21 protein-coding genes are annotated in these 22134 nt (G+C 45.3%); 3 read left to right on the top strand and 18 right to left on the bottom strand.

The window, feature by feature from the left end; all coding sequences use genetic code 11:
• Window positions 1-796 precede the first annotated feature (796 nt).
• The 9 genes from groL to K6T91_01430 form a co-directional block, all read right to left on the bottom strand.
• Entirely contained in the window at window positions 797-2428 is a 1632-nt protein-coding gene (gene groL / locus K6T91_01470; GenBank protein ID MCL6471474.1) for a chaperonin GroEL, read from the bottom strand.
• A gap of 63 nt (window positions 2429-2491) precedes the next feature.
• Complete coding sequence (gene groES / locus K6T91_01465; GenBank protein MCL6471473.1) at window positions 2492-2782, bottom strand: co-chaperone GroES; 291 nt, start codon at window positions 2780-2782, stop codon at window positions 2492-2494.
• Window positions 2783-2927: 145 nt separating this feature from the next.
• Entirely contained in the window at window positions 2928-4457 is a 1530-nt protein-coding gene (gene lnt / locus K6T91_01460) for an apolipoprotein N-acyltransferase (GenBank protein ID MCL6471472.1), read from the bottom strand.
• A gap of 170 nt (window positions 4458-4627) precedes the next feature.
• Complete coding sequence (tsaD, locus tag K6T91_01455) at window positions 4628-5659, bottom strand: tRNA (adenosine(37)-N6)-threonylcarbamoyltransferase complex transferase subunit TsaD (GenBank protein ID MCL6471471.1); 1032 nt, start codon at window positions 5657-5659, stop codon at window positions 4628-4630.
• A 189-nt stretch (window positions 5660-5848) separates the two neighbouring features.
• Window positions 5849-6367, bottom strand: coding sequence for a ribosomal protein S18-alanine N-acetyltransferase (rimI, locus tag K6T91_01450; GenBank protein MCL6471470.1), 519 nt, complete (start codon window positions 6365-6367; stop codon window positions 5849-5851).
• A gap of 6 nt (window positions 6368-6373) precedes the next feature.
• A complete protein-coding gene (gene tsaB / locus K6T91_01445) occupies window positions 6374-7081 on the bottom strand; it encodes a tRNA (adenosine(37)-N6)-threonylcarbamoyltransferase complex dimerization subunit type 1 TsaB (protein ID MCL6471469.1) in 708 nt (235 codons plus the stop codon).
• A complete protein-coding gene (gene tsaE / locus K6T91_01440) occupies window positions 7082-7549 on the bottom strand; it encodes a tRNA (adenosine(37)-N6)-threonylcarbamoyltransferase complex ATPase subunit type 1 TsaE (protein ID MCL6471468.1) in 468 nt (155 codons plus the stop codon). It lies immediately after the preceding gene.
• 26 nt (window positions 7550-7575) lie between these two features.
• Window positions 7576-8172, bottom strand: a complete 597-nt coding sequence (locus tag K6T91_01435) for a uracil-DNA glycosylase (protein MCL6471467.1) — start codon at window positions 8170-8172, stop codon at window positions 7576-7578.
• Between the two features lie 39 nt (window positions 8173-8211).
• Entirely contained in the window at window positions 8212-8436 is a 225-nt protein-coding gene (locus K6T91_01430; GenBank protein ID MCL6471466.1) for a zinc ribbon domain-containing protein, read from the bottom strand.
• 202 nt (window positions 8437-8638) lie between these two features.
• Between K6T91_01430 and K6T91_01425 the strand changes: the two genes are divergently transcribed.
• A complete protein-coding gene (locus tag K6T91_01425) occupies window positions 8639-8830 on the top strand; it encodes a hypothetical protein (protein MCL6471465.1) in 192 nt (63 codons plus the stop codon).
• Between the two features lie 97 nt (window positions 8831-8927).
• On the opposite strand, the gene K6T91_01420 is transcribed toward K6T91_01425, so the two are convergent.
• The 8 genes from K6T91_01420 to K6T91_01385 all read right to left on the bottom strand — a co-directional run bounded on the left by K6T91_01420 (window position 8928) and on the right by K6T91_01385 (window position 16400).
• Window positions 8928-9353: a hypothetical protein gene (locus K6T91_01420; GenBank protein ID MCL6471464.1), complete on the bottom strand. Its 426-nt coding sequence runs from the start codon at window positions 9351-9353 to the stop codon at window positions 8928-8930.
• 160 nt (window positions 9354-9513) lie between these two features.
• The gene (locus K6T91_01415; GenBank protein ID MCL6471463.1) at window positions 9514-10062 is read right to left on the bottom strand and encodes a hypothetical protein; all 549 of its coding nucleotides are present in this window, start codon (window positions 10060-10062) and stop codon (window positions 9514-9516) included.
• Between the two features lie 3 nt (window positions 10063-10065).
• Window positions 10066-11205 (bottom strand): alanine racemase, encoded by a 1140-nt coding sequence (gene alr / locus K6T91_01410; protein ID MCL6471462.1) that lies wholly within the window; start codon window positions 11203-11205, stop codon window positions 10066-10068.
• A 111-nt stretch (window positions 11206-11316) separates the two neighbouring features.
• On the bottom strand, window positions 11317-11769 hold the full coding sequence (locus K6T91_01405) for a CBS domain-containing protein (protein MCL6471461.1): 453 nt from the start codon (window positions 11767-11769) through the stop codon (window positions 11317-11319).
• Between the two features lie 75 nt (window positions 11770-11844).
• Window positions 11845-13371 carry an NAD(P)H-hydrate dehydratase gene (locus K6T91_01400; protein MCL6471460.1) on the bottom strand — a complete coding sequence of 509 codons (1527 nt, stop codon included), beginning with the start codon at window positions 13369-13371 and terminating at the stop codon, window positions 11845-11847.
• A gap of 5 nt (window positions 13372-13376) precedes the next feature.
• A complete protein-coding gene (acpS, locus tag K6T91_01395) occupies window positions 13377-13754 on the bottom strand; it encodes a holo-ACP synthase (protein ID MCL6471459.1) in 378 nt (125 codons plus the stop codon).
• A gap of 203 nt (window positions 13755-13957) precedes the next feature.
• On the bottom strand, window positions 13958-15625 hold the full coding sequence (locus K6T91_01390; protein ID MCL6471458.1) for an FAD-dependent oxidoreductase: 1668 nt from the start codon (window positions 15623-15625) through the stop codon (window positions 13958-13960).
• Window positions 15626-15800: 175 nt separating this feature from the next.
• Window positions 15801-16400 carry a class I SAM-dependent methyltransferase gene (locus K6T91_01385; GenBank protein ID MCL6471457.1) on the bottom strand — a complete coding sequence of 200 codons (600 nt, stop codon included), beginning with the start codon at window positions 16398-16400 and terminating at the stop codon, window positions 15801-15803.
• Window positions 16401-16912: 512 nt separating this feature from the next.
• Here K6T91_01385 and K6T91_01380 point away from each other — a divergent pair.
• Window positions 16913-18943 (top strand): sodium-translocating pyrophosphatase, encoded by a 2031-nt coding sequence (locus tag K6T91_01380; protein ID MCL6471456.1) that lies wholly within the window; start codon window positions 16913-16915, stop codon window positions 18941-18943.
• Window positions 18944-19157: 214 nt separating this feature from the next.
• On the top strand, window positions 19158-20078 hold the full coding sequence (locus tag K6T91_01375; protein ID MCL6471455.1) for a UbiA prenyltransferase family protein: 921 nt from the start codon (window positions 19158-19160) through the stop codon (window positions 20076-20078).
• A 36-nt stretch (window positions 20079-20114) separates the two neighbouring features.
• Here the strand turns inward: K6T91_01375 and glmS are convergent, their stop codons facing one another.
• Window positions 20115-21938, bottom strand: coding sequence for a glutamine--fructose-6-phosphate transaminase (isomerizing) (gene glmS, locus K6T91_01370; protein MCL6471454.1), 1824 nt, complete (start codon window positions 21936-21938; stop codon window positions 20115-20117).
• Window positions 21939-22134: the final 196 nt, after the last annotated feature.

The raw sequence follows: 22134 nt of genomic DNA, 5'->3' as shown, positions 1-22134 counted from the left end.
GGCAATATGGCTTACCGGGGACGTTCCTTAAAATATCAAAAAGTGGTTTTTTTTTTCTTTTTTTCTGTAACGTCCCCCATGTACCCCATGTATTAAGCGACGGGTTCGGACGCTAAAGCCTGATCTATTTCGGACATGTAGCCAATATCGGCCAGCTGATCCCAGCATCCGGAACATTTACCAACGCATGGTGAGTAGTTTCGAATGCAAAACTGGCAACAAATATCAAAGTTATCCGGGCATTGACGATCATCCATTGAGATACATTTAAGGTTTTGCATGGTTGCCTCCTAAAAACCTAACGCCATTAATACTTCAAATCTTGTTGAAAGAATAATCGCCAAGGCATGTGAGCTCAGTATCAGAGATAACCAGTGCTACGGCTAAGCGGAAGATCTTTAAATAATCTGAACGGGAAGTACTGCTTCTAATCTGACTGCAAAGGCGATTGTAGCCTAATTAACATAATACCATATAATGGTCAGCCGTGCCATACCTACAACCTGCGTTTATTCCGCTCCCTATAACTCAATCAGCTGCCTGATCCACTAAGAAGTGAGAACTAGAACCCTTGATATCCTCTTAACCCCGCACCTTAAAGAATGGATATCCTTTAACAGAGCCTTCAATTAAGGACATAGAGAATTTAGGTTTCTCTGGCCTCTACATCCTTGCTTTTGGCCTCCAGGAGTTAGTGCTAAGTGTACGGTAGATGCATCGCTAAAAAACGGGGCCTTTCGACCCCGTTTTTTTGCTGTAAATTCCTCGCAGGCTATTCTAAATGATATGGCCAGTCTTACATCATTCCGGGCATGCCACCGCCCATGCCGCCCATGGCGCCAGCACCTTCTTCAGCCGGCTTCTCGGCAACCGCAGCCTCAGTTGTAAGGATAAGGCTTGCTATTGAAGCGGCATTCTGCAAGGCCGAGCGGGTGACCTTCGCCGGGTCGATAACACCAGCTTTCATCATGTCGGTATACTCACCGGTAACAACATTTAGACCCTGGCCGTTCTCCATAGACTTTACTTTTTCAACTACAATCGAGCCCTCATAGCCGGCATTCATCGCAAGCTGGCGAAGCGGCGCTTCTAGCGCACGTTCGATGATCTGAGCCCCAATTTTTTCGTCTCCCTCAAGAGTCTCGCTAAACTTGCTTACAGCCGGAATTATATTTATAAGGGTTACCTCACCACCAGGAACGATACCTTCCTCAACGGCAGCTTTAGTTGCGGAAAGTGCATCCTCAATGCGATGCTTTTTCTCTTTCATTTCGGTTTCAGTAGCAGCGCCTACGCGGATGACAGCCACACCGCCTGCTAACTTAGCCAAACGTTCCTGTAACTTCTCACGATCAAACTCAGAGTCGCTCTGCTCAATTTCGGCTTTAATCTGGCCAATCCGAGCCTGGATATCCTCTGGTTTGCCTGATCCACCAACAATAACAGTGTTTTCTTTTGTTACCTTCACGCGGTCGGCGCGACCAAGCATATCTAATGTGACGCTATCGAGCTTAATTCCAAGTTCCTCGGTAATAACCTGCCCGCCGGTAACAATCGCGATATCCTGGAGCATTGCTTTCCTGCGCTCGCCAAACCCAGGTGCTTTTACTGCAACACTGGTAAAGGTACCGCGAATCTTGTTGACAATGAGGGTAGCAAGTGCTTCGCCCTCAACATCTTCGGCAATGATAAGTAGTGGCTTTCCTGCCTGCATTACTTTCTCGAGGACTGGTAGAAGATCGGCAATTGCCGCTATCTTCATATTGGCAATTAGAATTAGCGGTTCGTCGAGGACCGCTTCCATTCTTTCCGCGTCGGTGACCATGTACGCGGAAATATATCCTTTGTCGAACTGTAAACCTTCAACGACTTCGAGTTGGGTTCCGATAGTTTGAGATTCCTCAACAGTAATGACGCCATCTTTACCCACCTTATCCATTGCATCTGCAATTAGATTACCGATGTCAGAATCGGCGGCTGAAATAGTCGCTACTGAAGCAATCTCTTCCTTAGTGTCAATGCTCTTTGAGAGATTCTTGATCTCCTCAACAGCCTTGGCAACGGTTTTATCGATACCCCTCTTTAAAAACATTGGATTTGCGCCTGCGGCCACGTTCTTCATGCCCTCGCGAACGATAGCCTGACCTAGAATTGTTGCGGTGGTAGTTCCATCGCCTGCAACGTCGTTTGTCTGAGTGGCAATTTCTTTTGCAAGCTGTGCGCCCATATTCTCGTAAACGTCTTCTAGCTCAATTTCCTTAGCGACGGTTACGCCATCGTGAGTAATTGTCGGGGCGCCAAATTTTTTGTCGATTACGACATTTCTACCTTTGGGGCCAAGTGTGACCTTTACGGTATCGGCTAGTTTGTTTACGCCCGCTTCGAGTTTGCGCCTGGCATCCTCATTATACTCAATAAGTTTTGCCATTTAATGCTTTCCCTCCTTTAAGGTTTAAAAATAAACTTTAAGCACTGCCCAACGGCTCATCTATTAGCCAACAATAGCTAAAATATCATCCTCGCGCATGATGAGATATTCCTGATCATCAATTTTTATCTCACTGCCTCCGTATTTCGAGTAAATAACCTTATCTCCAACTTTCACAGACATTGGAAGAACCTTCCCGTCTTCCCCGCGTTTTCCCGGACCAACGGCAACCACTTCTCCCTCTTGAGGCCTTTCTTTTCTCGCGGTGTCCGGAATCACAATCCCGCTTTTCGTGGTCTCCTCTGCCTCCACTGGTTTGATAATCACGCGGTCATTTAATGGCTTAAGATTCATAAAACAACCCTCCTAGCAGTGTTTTTAGCACTCTTTATATTAGAGTGCTAAACGAATATTACAATAGCCTTGCTGCTAAATCAAGACCCTAGATTATTTTTTTTGCCAAAATCGCAAGACTGCAAACATTTTGGTAGACAGGCCCTTAAAGGAAAAACCACACCTGCCCAGGCCTAATATTCAATAACCTGCCTAAAATACCTGCCAGCAATACAGCCGGAGAAAGGCATGTTACTAAATGGCCGAATCTTGAGTAAAAACTTGGCCTTTTGCTGAAATCAACCTGGTGTATTAGAATTGCCTGCTTGTTTTTATGGGTCCTTATACTAACTCTGCCGCTACTTTCGATAACACCTGAAACTCCGGTATTTGCCGCCTGTATAACCGGAACCCCGTATTCCGCAGCACGCATGCGTGTAATCCGAAAATGCTGCTCTAAAGCCGCAGTTTTACCGAACCAACCATCATTTGTAATTACAACTATCATCCGAGCGCCGTTCTGGACCATCCTGCCAACAAGCCTGGAATCTGATGACTCGAAGCAAATGACTGTTGAAAACCGTCCCAGTAGATAGCCATCTTTCGCCATGTTAAAAACCCAATAAGTCTTTCCAGGCGTACGGTCTTCTACAAACCTTGCCAAGCTATTTATCCTCTCGACAAGCGGGCGAAACGGCACATACTCGCCAAATGGCACGAGGTGTATTTTTTGGTAGGACCGATATTTCCCTTGCCTATCGACATAAATGGCATTGTTATAAGTCTTGCCCTGGGCATCCATACTAATGCCTCCGAAAATAAGCTCAGTTTTTGTAGAGGAAGTCAAATCGGTTATTTTCGAAAGGTATTCTTGCTCCCCGTTAATCATCGAAGCAAAAACGCTTTCAGGCCATACAATCAAGTCAGGCTTAGATTTTACAGCCTTTTTGGTCATGCGAAAGTAGATGGCCTTAATCTCATCGTTGTTAGATAGATCAGCTTTCAAGTTTTGGGCTATATTGGGCTGAATTATTGCAACTTTAATTTTTTGGGAGGCAGTCTTTTTGACCGGGTCATCTTTTAGCATGTCAATAACCGGTACCAAGAGTAATAAAACAAGAAGTACTAATCCAACAGCAATGGTCCTCCGCTTCTCATCCTCCATGCCACCGGCTACAATATAAAATAAGAGAATGTTGACCAGGACAATTAAAAATCCGACCCCCAGTTCGCCAAAATATGAGGCAATCTTGAGTATATATATGTTATCTACGGTCGAGCCAATATAGCCCCAGGCAAACCCCCACGGCCCCACAGACCGCCCGAGCTCACACGTAGCCCAAAGCGCAGGTATAAGAACTAGCTGAGCTGTAGATGTAAATTTTTCCATCACTGCTCTTGCACCCAACGCAAATAAGACCATCCATACAGAGAGAACCAGGCTTAGGGATATCCAAGCGATATAACCAAAAATCTGGATCCAATATAGCGACGTTGAGAAAAAAACCGCGCCAAAAACGGCTCCCAAAATCAGGGAATCTTTCAGTCCACCGCCTCTTATCGCAAAAAACAGAGGAACAAGTGCAAACCATGCCAAGACGCCTGTTGATGGATATACAAACGGAATAGCAAGCAAAAGCCCAGATGCAGTAGCGAGGATGTAATTTTTTAATATATTGCTCTTTAAAGAATCCAACGCATCAACCTATGGATCAAAGGTTTGAGGTTAAACCCTCGCTTTCTATGTCAAAGTCTTGACGTGCCAATATAACAATATACCAATATGCCAAATTCAAGAAATAAAAGACGTTGGCGCTTTGCAAAATTGCAATTTTGCAATTTTGCAATTTTGCAATTTTGACACGTCTAGACCCGAATTTCCTGTCCCAGTTTTAGATTCGGTATCGGGTTGGCCTCAATAGATATTCTATCACCAGCTATATATCTATGATAGGCAGCCGCCGCAATCATAACTGCATTGTCGGTACACAAAAAGATGTGGGGGTAAAATAGCTTGATGTCCTCTCTACGGGTCTCCTGTATCATACGCTCTCTAAGATAGCTATTAGCGGCAACTCCGCCAGCCAAAACAACTGACGCTACTCTTTTTTCCTTTGCTGCTTGAATTGTCTTTGCAACCAGCACATCAACCACAGCAGCCTGAAAACTGGCAGCGATGTCATAAAGTGGTAGCTCTTGGGCATCAAGGTTCAAGCGTGAGACATAAGTAAGAACAGCGGTTTTTAGTCCGCTTAAGCTAAAATTAAAATCGCCGGTTCGCATCATTGCCCGAGGAAACTGTATGGCCGAAGGGTTGCCCTCTTTTGCCATTTTGTCTATGATCGGCCCGCCTGGATATCCTAACCCTAAAAATGCGGCTACCTTATCATAGGCCTCACCGACCGCATCATCGATTGTCTGGCCAATAATCTCATATTTCGAGAAATCTTCCATATAGGCGAGCATTGTGTGCCCACCCGACACAACAAGAGCTACAAGAGGTGGCTTTAAATCTGGATGGTCGATAAAGTTAGCATGTATGTGGGCCTCGATATGATTAACCCCGACCAGGGGCAGCCCCTTAACATACGATATTACTTTTGCTGCGCCGAGCCCCATAAGAAGTGCTCCTACAAGCCCCGGACCAATAGTAACAGCCACCGCATCCAAATCTTCATACTTAAGTTTCGCCTTTTCCATAACATCATCAAGAACCGGATTTATCGTCTCAAGATGCTTTCTTGAAGCTATCTCTGGAACAACGCCGCCGAATTTCTGGTGAAATTCGATCTGGCTTGCAACTACACTTGAGACCACATCGCGACTGTTTCTAACAACGGCCGCTCCGGTCTCGTCGCAAGACGTTTCGATGCCCAATATATAAATGTCTTTGCGCAAATCGATTAATTCGTCACTCATAGTCATAGTTTATGGTCGATGGATTTGAGGGTAAGAACGCTGGTTTAGAAGCCAGAAGGTTTTCACCCTCCCCTCCCTTTAAGAGAGGGTAAATATCGCTTGTTAATTATTAATTAACAAGTGTTCATAATTAATTAACACTTGTTCACTAATTATGAACATACCTGCTTATGCGTACTTTCTCTCAAGCTCTTTGCTTATTTCGCTAAAGAGCTTCTTGTAATAATCACTGGTGATATCACCGGTCCAAAAGATAAAAGCATCCTCATAATTATCTGTATAATAGCCTTTACGAATACCCTTCATCCTGAAACCAAACTTCATGTATAGATGCTGGGCTTTGGTATTTGACTTGCGCACTTCAAGGGTTATATGTTTGATTCCGCGGTCCATCATAACCTCGATGGCTGCCAGCATAAGGCGTGTCCCTATGCCTTTGTTCTGAAATGGCAAATCGACCGCAATATTGGTAATATGTGCTTCATCGAGCACATAATACATGCAAATAAACCCTACGATCCGTTCACCAAGCTCAGCAACCAAACACATATTGTGGTGATTGCCTAAAAGTTCCCTCTGAAACGTCATCTTGCTCCACGGAGCAGACTGAGAGCGACGCTCTATATCATAGACCTGATTGATATCGGCCATAGTCATCTGGCGTATAACTGGTTTCATCGTTATCATAAAAACTCACCCCCGATGACGTTTTTCCCACATCTCTTCGGCTTGAGACAGGCGGACATAAATCGGCAAAAGTTGGCGTAAATCATCGAAATCCCCTGCCGCTACCCGAGGCCTTGCCAAATCAATCAAGTCTGAGGCTCTCGGCCACCAATCTTCCTCAGAAGCAAATTTTGCTCTATCCCCTAAAACTCTAGCAAAAACATCAGAATATAACTTTAGTGCATCACCCGTGATGACAATATTCCCATAGCCCTCGATAAGTAAAACGTCGGCTAGCTCGTCTGGTCTGACCGCCCTAAAATCCATTATGCGTTCTGTGGCACCATTAGCGGATTGATATAGAGCTGTATAGACCTCTCCTCTCTTTGCATCGGTAACTGGGCACACCGGTGATCCATAATGTTTATTGTGATTAGCAATTGCATCAAGACTTGGTATGCCAATTATCGGAATATCAAGCATCTGAGCAAAGGTACGGGCCATAACCATACCAATACGAAGACCTGTATACGACCCCGGACCACTTCCAATTACAATGACTTCGATGTCACCAATATCTAATCCTGATACATTCAATAGCTCATCGATAGCTGGAATAAGTTTCGCCATATGGCCTCTTGGAAGCCATATATTAGCATCGTTTATTATCTTTTCCTGGTCGCCTATGGCGATAGTTAAAACAGGGCTTGATGTATCAAAGGCAAGTGCTAACATTTAGTCTCCAGATAACCAATTCTTAACTTTTTGCCGCCATTCATCGCCGTACGGATTTATCTCTATGCGCCGATAAGACTCATCGATTAACCTTAGTATCCGCACCTCCAGCCGTACATCGGGTAGGAGTTCCTCGATTTTGTCGCCCCACTCAACTATCGTGATACCGTCTCCATAAAAATACTCATCAAAACCAAGCTCCTCAAGCTCATCAGGGGACGATAAGCGGTAAACATCAAAGTGATAGAGAGGAAAAACCCCCTCATCATATTCTTTTATAATAGTGAAAGTAGGGCTGGTAACCGGCTCAACAATCCCTAAGCCAGCAGCTACACCTTGCGTAAAGACTGTTTTGCCGGCCCCAAGATCACCAGTTAAACTAATCAAATCGCCTTTAGATAAGGTAGGAGCCAGCTTTCTTGCCAGCTCCCACGTTTCCTCAGACGAATGAGAAACAATGCTAATCATAACGTCCGATCATTGCTCATAGACCATTAAAATAATCCCATCTGCTCTACTTCAGGTTCGCTGGTTGCTTCCAACCTTACCTCCGGTTCCTCAAGGTACTCTTTCAGCTTCGCAAAATCTTCCGATAACGGCCCCAGATTTGCGCGGGAATGAAGAGCGGCTGCCGGATGGTATATCGGCACTATGAAACGTCCTTCTCTTTTAAATTTTTGCCCATGGACCCGCCCCATTGAAACATCTTTTAGGCCGAGAATAACCGCTGAAGCGAAACGTCCAAGCGTCGCGATTACTTTGGGCTTAATCTCTTCAATCTGGGTAAATAAATACCGGTTTGTACAAACTTCTATTTCTTCTGGCTTTGGGTCTCTATTTTTAGGCGGTCTGCACTTTACGACGTTGGTTATATAGACATCCTCCCGCTTAAGCCCGATGGACTCTAGAAGCTCTGTTAAGAGCTTCCCTGCAGCTCCAACAAAGGGTTTTCCCTGTTTGTCCTCATAAAAGCCAGGGCCTTCTCCAATAAACATAATATCTGCGTTTGGATTTCCATCACCAAAGACAACCTGCGTGCGCCCTTGCTTTGCTAAGGGGCAAAGCATGCAGTCTTTTGATGATTCCATCATGTCGAAAAGCCTTGTCATATAATCAAATCACCATATTGTTTATTTACTGCATGTAGCGCAGCTTGAACTAGAACAACTACTGCATGCGCTGGTAGCCTTTGCAAGGCTATTTCTTTCACTAGAAGTAAAACCAAAAGAGGAGAATAGCTTCTTAACGTCATTGCTACCGCATTTTGGGCACGTTACCGTACCATTCCCTGAAGCCAGAACCAGCTTTTCAAAAGTATCCTCACAGCTTGCGCATTTAAACTCGTAAAGAGGCATTAAATCACCAAAACCCTAAAACTACTGGATATCATAGTTAATTCTATCAATTTTATGAAGAATAGCATAGAGCGATAAAACTTAAAACTAGCAAGAGAATTCCCCAATATTGGGGAATTCTTAAAAGAATTCGAGATACCGATATTAGTAAAGGATTTGCTAGTGCTCTACTAGGACTTTATTTTATTAAGGGGTGAAATAGATGAATTGCTGGGAGTTTAAGAATTGTGGTAGGGATAAGACCGGTGATTGCCCAGCTTATCCAAACAATGGCAATGAATGCTGGCGGGTAGCCGGCACTATGTGCGGCGGTAAAGTTCAGGGAACTTTTGCCCAAAAGCTGGCAAACTGCATGGAATGCGATTATTATAAGAAAGTTAAAGGACTCGATTAAATAATATTAAAAACAACTTCATAATCTTTGCAAAGATTAAAAAACAGCCCCGTTTGGGGCTGTTTTTTATCTCGGTCATAATTAAAATGGACAATCCCTAGTCTCTCTGCCAATTCACCCTTACGAAATCAGCGCCTTGCAACCACTGAATTATAAGATTGCCATTAAAAGCCCTTTCAAACTCCCTTCCTATGCGCTCAGCAAGTGATTTATCTGTTGTTTCTACGGTGATCCCATCACCGTTCTTCTTCATGTTAAATACTCTCGCTGCAACATTGCGATGTAACTGCCTATTAGCAATGTTATTTATCAAGTTTACTGCTTCGTCGTAATGTTTCATCAAGAAATTCCCTTTGAGAGTTACAACACCATCTACCCTTCTTTTCTCAATCCTTTGATGCCCCGGACAGAGCGATAATTCAATATTCCTTGTCCGCATGAGCCTTGTGTGCTGTCCTTCGTCGTAGAACCATTTATGTCCGTCATACACTGCCATGCATCTTGAGCAAATCTTTGTACTCATGCATTCTACCTCCTTCAAGGTGCGCACACCTGCGCCCCACACATCTTTAGCGGCTAGATTGGTGTTAAATCAAAACTATTATTCGGTTTTTATCCTTATAGCTTCCTGTAAACCACCTCCTATCTTTTACCTAATCAACTGAATCACACTCAGTTGAATCCTATTGAATTGATACCTTTAGCTTTACTTCTTCGCTTCTTAGACGGTTTGCCATAATTTTGGCATAAATATTGTAGTTGCCCGGGGCGACCGCTTTGCCTCCTGTATCTGTTAACGGCCACTGAACAGTAAAAGATACGCTTTTGCCGGGCTCAAGGGTAATAGATTCAAGTAGCTGAGCGAACATCCTTCCATCAGACCATTGCCAAACCCGACCACCCGATGAATCTTCGATTCTTACATCGAACTTTTGACTTGAGTTAAACGAAAGTTTCTGAAGCTCAGAGCCTATATTCCTAACGGAGAGACTTAATCGCAATATTTCTCCAGGCTTGATCTGCGCAGATGGAATCGAGGCTGTGATTTTTAAGTTACCGATTAGCTTTTCGGTTTTAGTATTCCCAACTAAAATACTCTCCCCCTTGCTTGCAGATTCTCGAACATTATTTTTTTCAGCAGGACTATCGCCGCTAGCACTGCAGCCTAAAATAAAAAGTGATCCAAGAAGAATTGCTGCTATTGCTACTATAACAACCCGCATTGCAGGCATTTGCTACTCCTTGTATACCCGTGGAACACGCGCGCTTATCATGCACACGATTTCATAATTGATTGTGCCAAGAATTGAGGCAAGTTCATCAACACTTATTTCTTCGTTACCTTGTCGGCCAACCAGAACTACCTCATCATCCGCCTCAGCGCACGAGTCAGGTCCTAAATCAACCATAAACTGGTCCATGCATATATTCCCAACAGCTGGATATCTACGCCCCCTAATTAAAACCTCAGCCTTGTTGGAAAGAAGTCTTGAGTACCCATCACCATATCCGGCCGGTACCGTTCCAATTCTGGTATCTCGTGCTGCCGTATATGTCCGGTTATAGCTGATGCTCTCACCGCAAGCCAGTTCTTTTACAAAAGACAAGCGTGCCTTTAGGGAAAGGGCGGGTTTTAGATCAACATAACCTTTGGTCGCTTCGGATGGATGTAGCCCGTACATCGATATACCTATCCTTACCATATCAAAGTACGATCCTGGATGTAAGTATACCGCAGCACTATTTGCCGCATGCTTTATTGGCGGGCATATCCCATCATTATTTAATTCTTCAAGAAGAGTTTGAAACCTTCTTAATTGATGATCGGTGTATGCGCTTTTTGGATTGTCCGCTTCGGCAAAATGGGTGAAAATTCCCTCAATTTCTATATTTGGTAGCTCTCTTACCTTTCGAATAAAAGATACTGCACGCTCTGGAGTCAAGCCCACGCGGTTCATCCCGGTATCGACTTTGACATGAACCTTTGCGGTTTGCCTGCGGAGCAAGGCTTCTGACGAAATTGCTTCTGCAAACCTTAAGGAAAAAACCGTCGAGGTTAGATTATGCTCAAGCACCAGCGGAATTGTATCAATGGACGGTTCGGATAATATGAGGATGGATTGACTTATGCCGGATCTCCTTAGCTGGATACCCTCTTCGGGCAAGGCTATACCAAGCCAGGTCGCGCCGGCTTCAACAGCAGCTTTCGCAACGGGGATCGCGCCGTGTCCATAAGCGTTAGCTTTAACCACGGCCATTATCATCACTTTATCGCCGATGGTTTTTCTCGCCTGTTTAACATTATGCTTAATCGCAGAGAGATCTATCTCAGCCCAAAGGGGCCGCATAGTTGCAGTATCTTTCAAAATGCTCATCTGCCAACAAAAGCCTTTCAGATTAATAATCGGCTGGTAGTTTTCAGTTATCGGCTTTAAAAAGACCCGATAGCTGATAACTGAAAGCTCTTAGCTCTTAGCTCTTAGCTCTTAGCTCTTGCTGATTGCCCTTACTATGTCGCCTTTCGTTATTATTCCAACTACCCTATCAGCGGACATAACCGGTATGCGGCTTATATCCTTTTCGGTCATTAACGTAGCGACATCCTCTATGGTTACGTCTTCATCGACTGTAACAACATCAACTGTCATTACATCCCCAACCTTAGCCCCTACCGCTTTTCTGAACTCTTCCTCAAAGCGACTGAAACTTATAGGTGAGTAGAGGTAGCCGTCAAATATCTCAATATACGTCGGGAAACGAAGCCGAACATCCTGTATTATCAAATCGCTCTCGGATACTATACCAATTAAACGGCCATCTTCATCAAGAACCGGTGCCCCGCCGATATCTTTTTCGGCCAGAATCTTTGCCGCCTCTTTCACCGGCATATCTGGCGTAAAAGTAATAGGATTTTTTGTCATTATTTCTTTCGCACGCATTTTATATTCAGCCATTTATTTCTCGCACCTCGAATTACTCTTAAAGTACTAATGTTTCAAAGCGCCAGATCCACGCTAGCCCAGTACCCATCCTATGGCCTCAGGCAAATAATCGATAACATCTGACGCCATCAGGCAATATTCACTGATATCCTCAGCTGCAATATCTGCCGCAAGCCCATGTAAGTATACCGCAACAGAGGCTGCATTATATCCATCGAGTCCCTGGCCGATAAGGGCAGCAATAAATCCGGTAAGCACATCACCGGTACCGGCAGTAGCTAGGCCGGGATTGCCCGTAGTATTGATTGTTGATTCAGTCGATTTACTGATTATTGTCCTTGAGCCTTTAAGAACAGTAACTGCCCCAAACTCATCAGATGCTCTTTTTGCAAAGCCGACCGTATCATCCAATATCTGTGCAGTTGATACTCCAAAGAGGCGAGCCATCTCACCCGGATGCGGCGTTATTACTGTTTCCGCCCGCCGATTTTTTAAAACATTAGTATTTTTAGCTATGGCCGTAAGAGCGGATGCATCTACAACCATAGGTTTTTCTATATTAGAAACAAGTTTGTGTATCAGTTCTATCGATTCATCAGCCAGCGCCAAACCTGGCCCTATCGCCACCACATCATAATTGTTTGAAACAGCTAATAGCGATTCATACGCGCTAATGGATAAGACGCCGGTAGCGCTCTCAGCCTGCGGCCATGCAATTGCCTCAATCAAGGCACCGTTAAGAATGGGGGTAATACTCTGAGGCGGCGCAAATGCAACCAACCCTGCACCCATTTTATATGCCGCCCGCCCGATAAGAGCAGCCGCGCCCGGCATGCCTTGCGATCCAGCGATTACCAAAACCTGCCCGACTGATTTCTTATGCGCGCTTATCTCTCTTGCCGGAAAAAGCTCATAGACATCTTCTCTATCGAGCTGCCTAAAACTACTATATTCATTTACCAAGCTTTCAGGTATGCCGATATCAGCAACTATGATTTCGCCTACATACTGAGCCCCCGGTTGAAGAAACATGCCAACTTTGGGAGCGGTAAACGTTACCGTAACGTTAGCTACAATACCAGCACCAAGAACTCTTCCAGTATCTGCCTCAAGCCCAGATGGCATATCAACCGAAAGAACTGTCTTGTTTGAAGCGTTTATATGTTCGATGACTTCAGAAGCTATTCCCCTGACCGCACCTTTTAAACTAAATCCGAAGATAGCATCTATAACAAGCTCGCAATCTACTAGCTCTTTATCAAGGAGAGCAAGGTCGGGCTCAGTAATCAGCCTTACTTCTGGGGGAATTTTGTCGAACGCATCTCTTGCCGCTGGAGGGAAATCATCCCGTTTGGCAAGAGAAAATACGGAAACTTCATATCCTGACCGACTTAAATGTCTTGAGGCGACAAAACCATCGCCGCCATTGTTGCCTTTACCGCATACAATTAGCACTTTTCCTGGCTCAGGCAACATTCTCTGGGCTTCCTCAGCCACAGCTTGTCCGGCTCTTTCCATAAGCAAGCTAACACTTAAGCCGAACAATGATTCTGCCTGCTCTTCTATTTTAAGCATCTCAGCGCTTGTAGCTACCCGCAAAGAATCTACTCCGTTCCTATGGCTATCGCTTGGGCTATCGCCGATTCGCGGCTAAAGGACAGACTGATAAATATATCACAGATGCCTTTCTCTCTTGCCACTGTCGCGGCGTTCCCACTCAAACAAAGATAAGGTCTGCCCCATTTATCCCGACGGATCTCAAAATCAGTCCATTTGAAGCCCCTCATCCCAGTACCTAGCGCCTTAACTGCGGCCTCTTTTGCTGCAAACCGAACTGCAAAGTGCAAATGGGGGCGGCGTTTACTTAGACAATATTGCCTCTCGGATTCAGTAAATACACGCTCAGCGAATCTTTTACGCCGGCTTATTGCCTGCTCTATACGGGTTACTTCGACAATATCGATGCCAATTCCTTTGATCATGATGCCCCTTTTGTCGGCATTACTTGAGTGTATTTTACTACATCATTATCAGAAACAAAATAAAACAGCTGTCAGCTTTCAGTTATAAGCTGTCAGCAGGCAGCGGTCAGCAGTCAGCCAGTGAAAGCAAGTAACGAGGGCAGTAGGGTTGTACTACGTTTTTTATAATCCTGGTTTCTAAACCCTTTTTCTTCTTACTTTTTTTACTTCTTACTTCCTATACTACTAGCAACCCTATATGTCGAATAACCGCCACTTAAGTTTTTGACTTTATATCCATATTGCATAAGCATCCTGCAGGCAACATATGCTCTAAGCCCTACCTGACAAAACACATATATATCCTTATCCTTAGGGAGCTCGCTAATTTGATGCCTCAATTTATCAACCGGAATGTTGATGGCCCCTTCAATAGTTCCGACCCTTTTGAATTCAAATGGAGTGCGTACATCCAGCAAAATGCTTTTGTTAAAATCAATTTTCTCGATATCGTCCCAATAGAACACATCGCAATCACCGCGCAGTATGTTTGCGGATACATACCCAGCGATATTTACTGGAGTCTTTGCGTTTGAAAAAGGCGGCGCATATGAGAGCTCGAGTTTTTCAAGGTCAAAAACTGTCATGCCTGCCCTCATTGCAATCGAGAATGCGTCAATGGTCTTGTCAACACCCCCGCCTCCGACAACCTGGGCGCCAAGGATCTTCCCGCTCCCTGGTTCAAAAAGCGTTTTAACTGACAACGAACTAGCGCCTGGATAATAATAGGCATGTGAGCTTTCGTGGATTATCGACTTTTTATACGGCATGCCGTATCTTTGAAGTGCATTTTCGCTTAAACCTGTTGCCGCAGCGGCCACATCAAAAACTTTTAGTATGGCAGTGCCCTGGGTTGAGGTGTATTTGTCTTCCCTACCGCAAATATTGTTTGCAACAATCCTGCCCTGTTTGTTGGCAGGTCCGGCAAGAGGGATAAGAGCTGGATTTCCGCTAACAAAGTCTTTTACCTCAATTGCATCGCCAATTGCATATATATCCGGATCTGAGGTTCTCAGGTACTCATCGACTGCAATTCCGCCGGTCACCCCCAATTCTAAGCCTGCCCCTTTAGCAAGCGTCACCTCGGGACGAACACCGAGACCTAGGACAACCATGTCAGCAGACAGTGTTTGACCATCGCTCAATTCGACTAATGTCTGCCCGCTATTGTGGTAAAGCGCTCGGACACCGTTGTTTACGATAACATATAGGCCTTTATCTAGAAGATGTTTGTGCACTATCGCCGACATCTCAAAATCAAGCATCGGCAAAACACGATCGGCAAGCTCGACTAGAAACACATTTATACCCCGCTGGTATAGGTTTTCAGCGACTTCTAACCCAATAAATCCCGCCCCGACTACAACCGCCGTTTCTGGATTGGATTGGTCGATGAAGTCCTTGATTGCATCCATGTCCGGGATATTTCGAAGTGTAAAGACGTTTGGACTGTCCAGACCGGGAATGCCTGGCTTAAATGGGGTCGCCCCGGGTGACAGGATAAGCTTATCGTACGGTTCAAGATAAGTCCCACCGGTAGCATGGTCATAGACTTCAACCTCGTGCGTCTCGCGCAGTATTCGCTTTACTTCACTTCGAACTCTAACATCTACATTAAAGCGCTCGCGCATTCCCTCAGGAGTTTGGACAAGCAGGTTGTCCCGCTTTTTTATAACGTCTCCTATATAATAGGGAAGACCGCAATTAGCAAACGATATATGTTCATCCTTTTCGAAAAGAACAATCTGCGCGCTCTCATCTAATCGCCTAAGTCTGGCGGCGGCACTTGCCCCACCTGCAACTCCACCTACTATTAGAACTTTTAGTGACATACTAACCTCCAGATCAGCATCTGGCAGATAGCCCTGGCTGCCAGAAAACTGCTTAAAATTACTTGAAATAATCCTATCGCCTCTTTTTTGCTTCTTTTACCTTACCCTAGCTCCCAGAAGCAATAGCCCTGGAGTAAAGTTATGTAAAGTTATGTAAAGTTATGTAACGGCTTGCTTATACCCACGCTCTATCAAGTGGCTTGCATGTGGGCACGGTGAAAACAAATCCATCTGCATAACGGCTCGGAGCGAACCGCTTTTTCAACGCGTAACTCCGATCTTTGAAAAAATTTATTATATCCTTTGCGGGTACGCGCTCGTGCATAGGTGGCCCCATCTCCCCCTGCACATCATTCCACTCAACAACCACAATAGAATGTAGAGGCTTTGATATACGGCGAATCTCTAATAAGAATTTTACCGGGTCCTCCAGTTCGTGGAAAACAGTAAGCATAAACGATACGTCAATAGTGCTGCTTGGGATCGGTATGTTATTTTCTTCTGATTTTACTAACTCAAGATTATCAAGACCATCGGCGCGCTCTTTTAGAATTGAGAGCATCTCAGAATTGATATCGACGGCATAGACGGTTCCGTTTCCGGCAATATGCTTGGCTAGCGGTATGCTTAAATAGCCCGTCCCGCAGCCAAGGTCTGCAATTGCTATACCTTCGGGTACCTCTTCAATCGCATTGATTATTGTATCAATCGGAAAAATTTCTTGCCTCTTTGGGTTGTCCAGTCTTGAATAATCACCGCTAAATTTGTGTGCCATTTGGCGCACCTCCTTTACAGCAGAACGCGGAATCGTTCAACAGTTAACATGAATTTTAACACAGTATACCCCCATAGGGTATACTCTCATTTTGCAGATTGCTTTTCACTACGTTGTTTTTGCCTAGTTTTTGCTAAAGCCCCTTCCTCTAAACAAAGATTCCCTTGCCTTCTAGCACTGCCAGGGAATAATAATTATATCAAATGATATATCAATACCTACCATCAATACCTATCTTGCCAATACTTAGCGGAGGACTTACGCATCCTTCAAAAGCCGGCATTATGCCTTTGGCAAACATCCGCCAATAACTCATCGTAACTTTTGTGACAATTTCTTGCCGTCAAATGTAGGCATAGCCCCTCTGAAGTGTTATTATGTATCCATGAGGAATGCTGGTAAATTCACAAAATGCTTGCTTTAGCTACTGCAATTTTGCTATATTAAAGTAACCTCATTCAGAGACGGCTTCCTCGGTATGTGGCACAAAATCAGAAGAAAAGGAGTGGAGTATGGAGAACAACGCTATTTTAATTGCCTTGATTGCAGGCGTTGCGGCTATTATTTTTGGTTTATACCTAATCGCCGTAACCCTAAAGCATCCTCAGGGCAACCAGAAAATGCAGCAGATCGCAAGAGCGATCCAAGAAGGCGCTGTCGCCTATTTAAAAAGGCAGTATACGACTGTCGCTTTTGTAGCAATTATTTTATTCGTAGTTCTTGGTGTTGCCCTTAATTGGACAACCGCTGTCGGCTTCTTGGTTGGCGCCGTTGCTTCAGCGGCAGCCGGCATCATTGGAATGAGCGTAGCCGTTCGCGCTAACGTTAGAACAGCCGAAGCTGCAAGAGGCGGTCTTAAAAAGGCCCTTGATTTGGCCTTCAAAGGGGGTGCCGTTACTGGCATCTTAGTAGTAGGACTTGGAATTCTAGTTGTGACCGTCTTCTGGATGGCCACAAAAGACGCAAATGCTTTGATCGGTCTTGGTTTTGGTGGAAGCCTCATCTCAGTCTTTGCCCGTATTGGTGGCGGTATCTTTACAAAAGCAGCTGACGTAGGTGCTGACCTTGTGGGTAAAGTCGAGGCGGGAATTCCGGAAGACGATCCGAGGAATCCGGCAGTTATCGCTGATAACGTTGGTGATAACGTTGGTGACGACGCCGGTATGGCAGCCGACCTGTTTGAGACTTATGTTGTAACCGCTATAGCTGCGATGCTACTAGGACACCTTTACTTCCCGAACTTTGCGGCTGCAACCGTATATCCACTACTGCTGGCAGGTGTTTCAATATTCGCCTCAATCCTTGGTACCTTTGGTGTAAGACTTGGTAAGAAAAACAACATCATGGGTGCACTGTATAAAGGACTTATATGGTCAGCAGGTTTGGCAACGGTTGCTTTCTACTTCGCTACAAATTGGTTCATGGCCGATAACGGCAAATACTCAACCGCTGAACTCTTTGGTTCTGCGCTGGTCGGTATCGTTGTAACTGCGGCAATGGTTATCATCACCGACTACTACACATCTTCAAAATATGCGCCGGTAAGGCTTATCGCAAAGGCATCTGAGACCGGGCACGGCACAAACGTTATCCAGGGTCTCGCTGTCGGTATGCAATCAACTGCGCTTCCGGTTATCGTTATTGCAGCCGGTATCTTAACTTCATTCAGCCTTGCAGGCGTTTATGGTATAGGTATTGCCGCTCTTGCAATGCTGAGCATGACCGGTATCATCGTTGCTATCGATGCTTTTGGCCCAGTTACTGACAACGCAGGCGGTATTGCTGAGATGGCTGGCCTAGAGGGCAGCGTAAGAGATGTTACCGATGCACTCGACGCTGTTGGTAACACAACCAAGGCTGTTACTAAGGGTTATGCCATTGGTTCGGCAGGTCTTGCCGCTATCGTTCTGTTCTCAGCTTACACCGAAGAGCTTAAGAAAATTGGTTTAGAGAACTTAAGATTTGAGCTTTCAAATACATACGTGATCATTGGTTTATTTATAGGCGGTCTTCTACCTTACCTCTTTGCATCATTCAGTATGGGCGCGGTAGGTAAAGCAGCAGGCGCTGTCGTTGAGGAGGTAAGGCGCCAATTCCGCGAAATCAAAGGGATTATGGAAGGAACCGGCAAACCCGAATACGGTCGAGCTGTTGAGATCGTCGCGGCAGCTGCTATAAAGCAAATGATCGTTCCGGCTCTTATTCCAGTTCTTACCCCACTAGTTATCCTTATTATAGGTGCTGCACTTGCCTCTATTGAGGCAAATATAGCTGCAAAGATGCTTGGTGGAGCTCTCGTTGGTAGTATCGTAACCGGTCTGTTCGTCGCTATCTCGATGACTACCGGTGGCGGTGCATGGGACAATGCCAAGAAGTACATCGAGGACGGCAACCATGGTGGCAAGAAGAGCTTTGCACACCAGGCAGCAGTCACTGGCGACACAGTTGGCGACCCTTACAAGGATACAGCCGGTCCGGCTATCAACCCGATGATCAAGGTTATCAACATTGTCGCACTATTGATCGTACCGTACCTGAAGTAATTCAGTATAACTTGGCCTTTTGCGCCGAGGACAAACCGAATAGAAAACATAAACGCCTCGCAACTGAGAAAGAGCGAGGCGTTTTTCGTTGACTTGTAATTTATTACATCACGGTTTTTGAACATTGGGTGGCAATTTAACCTGCCGTTTCTTGCCCATTATCCTCGGGTATAGGTACTGGAGCCTACGCGTCATCAACAGGATGGAGGTTTGGATGGTTCCAGCATCAGGCAGAGCGCTTAAAGCCGATTATTTTGTAAGATTCTATGACCTTGCAAGAGGCATACATTCGCCTCTCTCGCTATTTCAGCCGCTTCTTGGAGCGATAATCTCGCTTCGGGCTATGCCGAGTTCTCGTGTACTTCTCCTGGGTCTAATAGCAGCAACCGCTGGCTACTTTGCTGTGTTCTCACTAAACGATATCTTGGATCGTAAGACGGATCGCAAATCTATCGAAATTGGGAAGGCCAAACGGGATAAACATGATATTGGGGTCACTGTTTTTAAACACCCTCTTGCTCGCGGAGAAATTTCTCTGGCCGCAGCAGTTACATGGGTCTCACTTTTGACGGCGGTCAGCGGTTTTTTTGCCTACCTGTTAAATCCGTTATGTTTATTGCTGTTTGCCGGATGTGTAATTCTTGAAACCGTTTACTGTTTAATGCGAACAGTATCTTGGACTAAGACAATCGTTACAGGAATTATGGTGGCGATGGGTGGACTTGCAGGTTGGGTGGCGGTAGCTCCGCTTACGCTAGCCGTAGTACCTTTTTTCTTGTTTTTGGCTTTCTGGGAGATATTCGGACGCAATCTAGCAAATGACCTGGCCGATGTTGAGTCGGATAAAGTGGTGGGCTTAAGAACAGTTGCCACCACTTTCGGAAACCGTACCTCGGCAGCTGCCATCCTCATAGGGTCCTGGGCGATAGTTATCGTAGTGCTAACCCTTCCGATAGTGCCAACAGCAAGATTAGTTGGATCTGCAATTGCCATTTGGGCAATGGGGATTCCTTCGATCGCACTCGTAAAAGCGCCAACAAGTATTCAGGCATCTACCTATTTTAATAGAGCAAGCCTTGTCCCCATGCTTATCTTTGTAGCTTTACTGCCATTTTTAGTCCTTGGGTACCTATAAACTGCAAGGGACGTTGCGAATTCCGCAGATTCTTTTTTACTCCACCGTCACACTCTTCGCCAGATTCCTTGGCTGGTCCACATTACATCCCCTGATTTTTGCGATATAGTAGGCAAGAAGCTGCAGTGGAATAACTGCAGGTATCGCCGATAGAAGCTCGGAGGTTTTTGGCACGTAAAAGACATAGTCAGCGTGGTTCTTTATCTCGATATCTCCCTCAGTTGCGATGGCGATGGTTTGCGAGTCGCGCGCCTTTACCTCTTGGATGTTGCTTATTACTTTTTCATAGGTATGTCCTTCGGTCGCAATTGCGACAACAGGCACGTTTTTCTCAAGAAGAGCAATGGGACCATGCTTCATCTCGCCTGCCGCATAGCCTTCGGCGTGGATATAGGATATCTCCTTTAGCTTAAGTGCCCCCTCTAAGGCAACAGGAACGCCAATACCCCTTCCCAGAAACAAAAAGCTCTTGCAGTCAGAGAACTCCATGGCGCACGACTTTAAGCCGTTTATATCTTTTAGAAGGATTTCTATCTTGCCAGGTAGCCCATTCAACTCGGCGATTATGCTTTCAATCTCGGATTGCGATAGAGTAGAGCGTACCTGTGCGAGATACAGTGCAAGGGCATAAATAGCGGCCATCTGAGAGACCAAGGTCTTTGTGGCGGCTACACCGATCTCAGGGCCTGCATGCGTATAGACCGTGCCGTCAGCCTCTCTTGTGATCGTGCTTCCAACGACGTTGCTAATAGCAATTACCTTTGCACCCCTTGCCTTTGCCTCACGCAGGCTCGCAAGGGTATCTGCTGTCTCACCAGATTGTGATATGCAAACAACCAGCGTATTATCATCAATTATTGGGTTGCGGTACCTAAACTCGGATGCAATATCTACCTCAACCGGAATTCTAACCCAGTTCTCGATTACGTTTTTACCGACAAGTCCGGCGTGGTAGGACGTACCGCAAGCTACTATGAATATCTTGTTTATACCCTTTACAACCTCATCTGTCAGATGAGAGCTCTGCTCAAGAACCACCTTTCCATCCTGGAACCGGCCTCTTAAAGTCTCTTTGACCGCCATGGGCTGCTCGAAGATTTCCTTTAGCATGAAATCTTCGTAGCCACATTTCTCTGCGGCTTCATCGTCCCAGTGCACAGTAAATACCTCACGCTCAACGGCCATGTCATCAAAGGTAAGTATTCTTACGCTATCGCAAGTTATATCAGCCATCTCATCGTTTTCAAGAAAGATGACTTCTCTTGTGTGACCAAGAATTGCCGGGATATCAGATGCGATGAAGTTCTCGCCATCGCCAATTCCGATAACCAGTGGGCTATCTTTTCGCGCAGCGACGATTCTATTCGACTCATGCTTGCTAATAACAGCCATCGCAAAGGAACCCCTAAGTCTTTTAACAGTTGATTTGACCGCTTCAAGAAGGTCACCGTTGTAATTATCTTCAATAAGGTGAGCTATCGTCTCGGTATCAGTTTCAGAGCCAAACGCATGGCCCTTCGCCTTGAGTTCTTCCTTAAGTGAGGAGTAGTTTTCAATGATGCCGTTATGTACTATGGCAAAATCACCATTGCAATCCATATGAGGGTGCGCATTTTCCTCCGATGGTTTGCCATGGGTGGCCCAACGCGTATGTCCAATGCCTATCATGCCGCTCGGCCTCTTCTCTAAAAGGGCATCTTCTAACTCTTTTAGTTTACCAAGCCGTCTTACTACACTTATCTCTCCATTTAAAACCGCTATTCCGGCCGAATCGTATCCTCTGTACTCTAACCGCTTAAGTCCATTAACTAATATGGGCACAGTATCCTTATAGCCAATATACCCGACAATTCCACACATACGCTCTCCCTTCAGTGGTGTCAAATAATTGAACAAATAACGTTTCAAGCGCAAAATATGCAATTCATAGTCAGATAGGAACGCATAGCCAACCAGGGTTAATAAGGGGATTAAAAGGAAATCGTAAGCATGCAGCCTCTAAGCATGCTTTACTTTATGCCACCTTGATACCACTTTGTCCCGGAGGTCGCCCTCC

It is taken from the genome of Bacillota bacterium, assembly GCA_023511485.1.
Classification (GTDB): domain Bacteria; phylum Actinomycetota; class Aquicultoria; order Aquicultorales; family Aquicultoraceae; genus CADDYS01.
The sequence above is the reverse complement of the archived record's forward strand: the minus strand, read 5'-3'. Positions and strand labels throughout refer to the sequence as shown.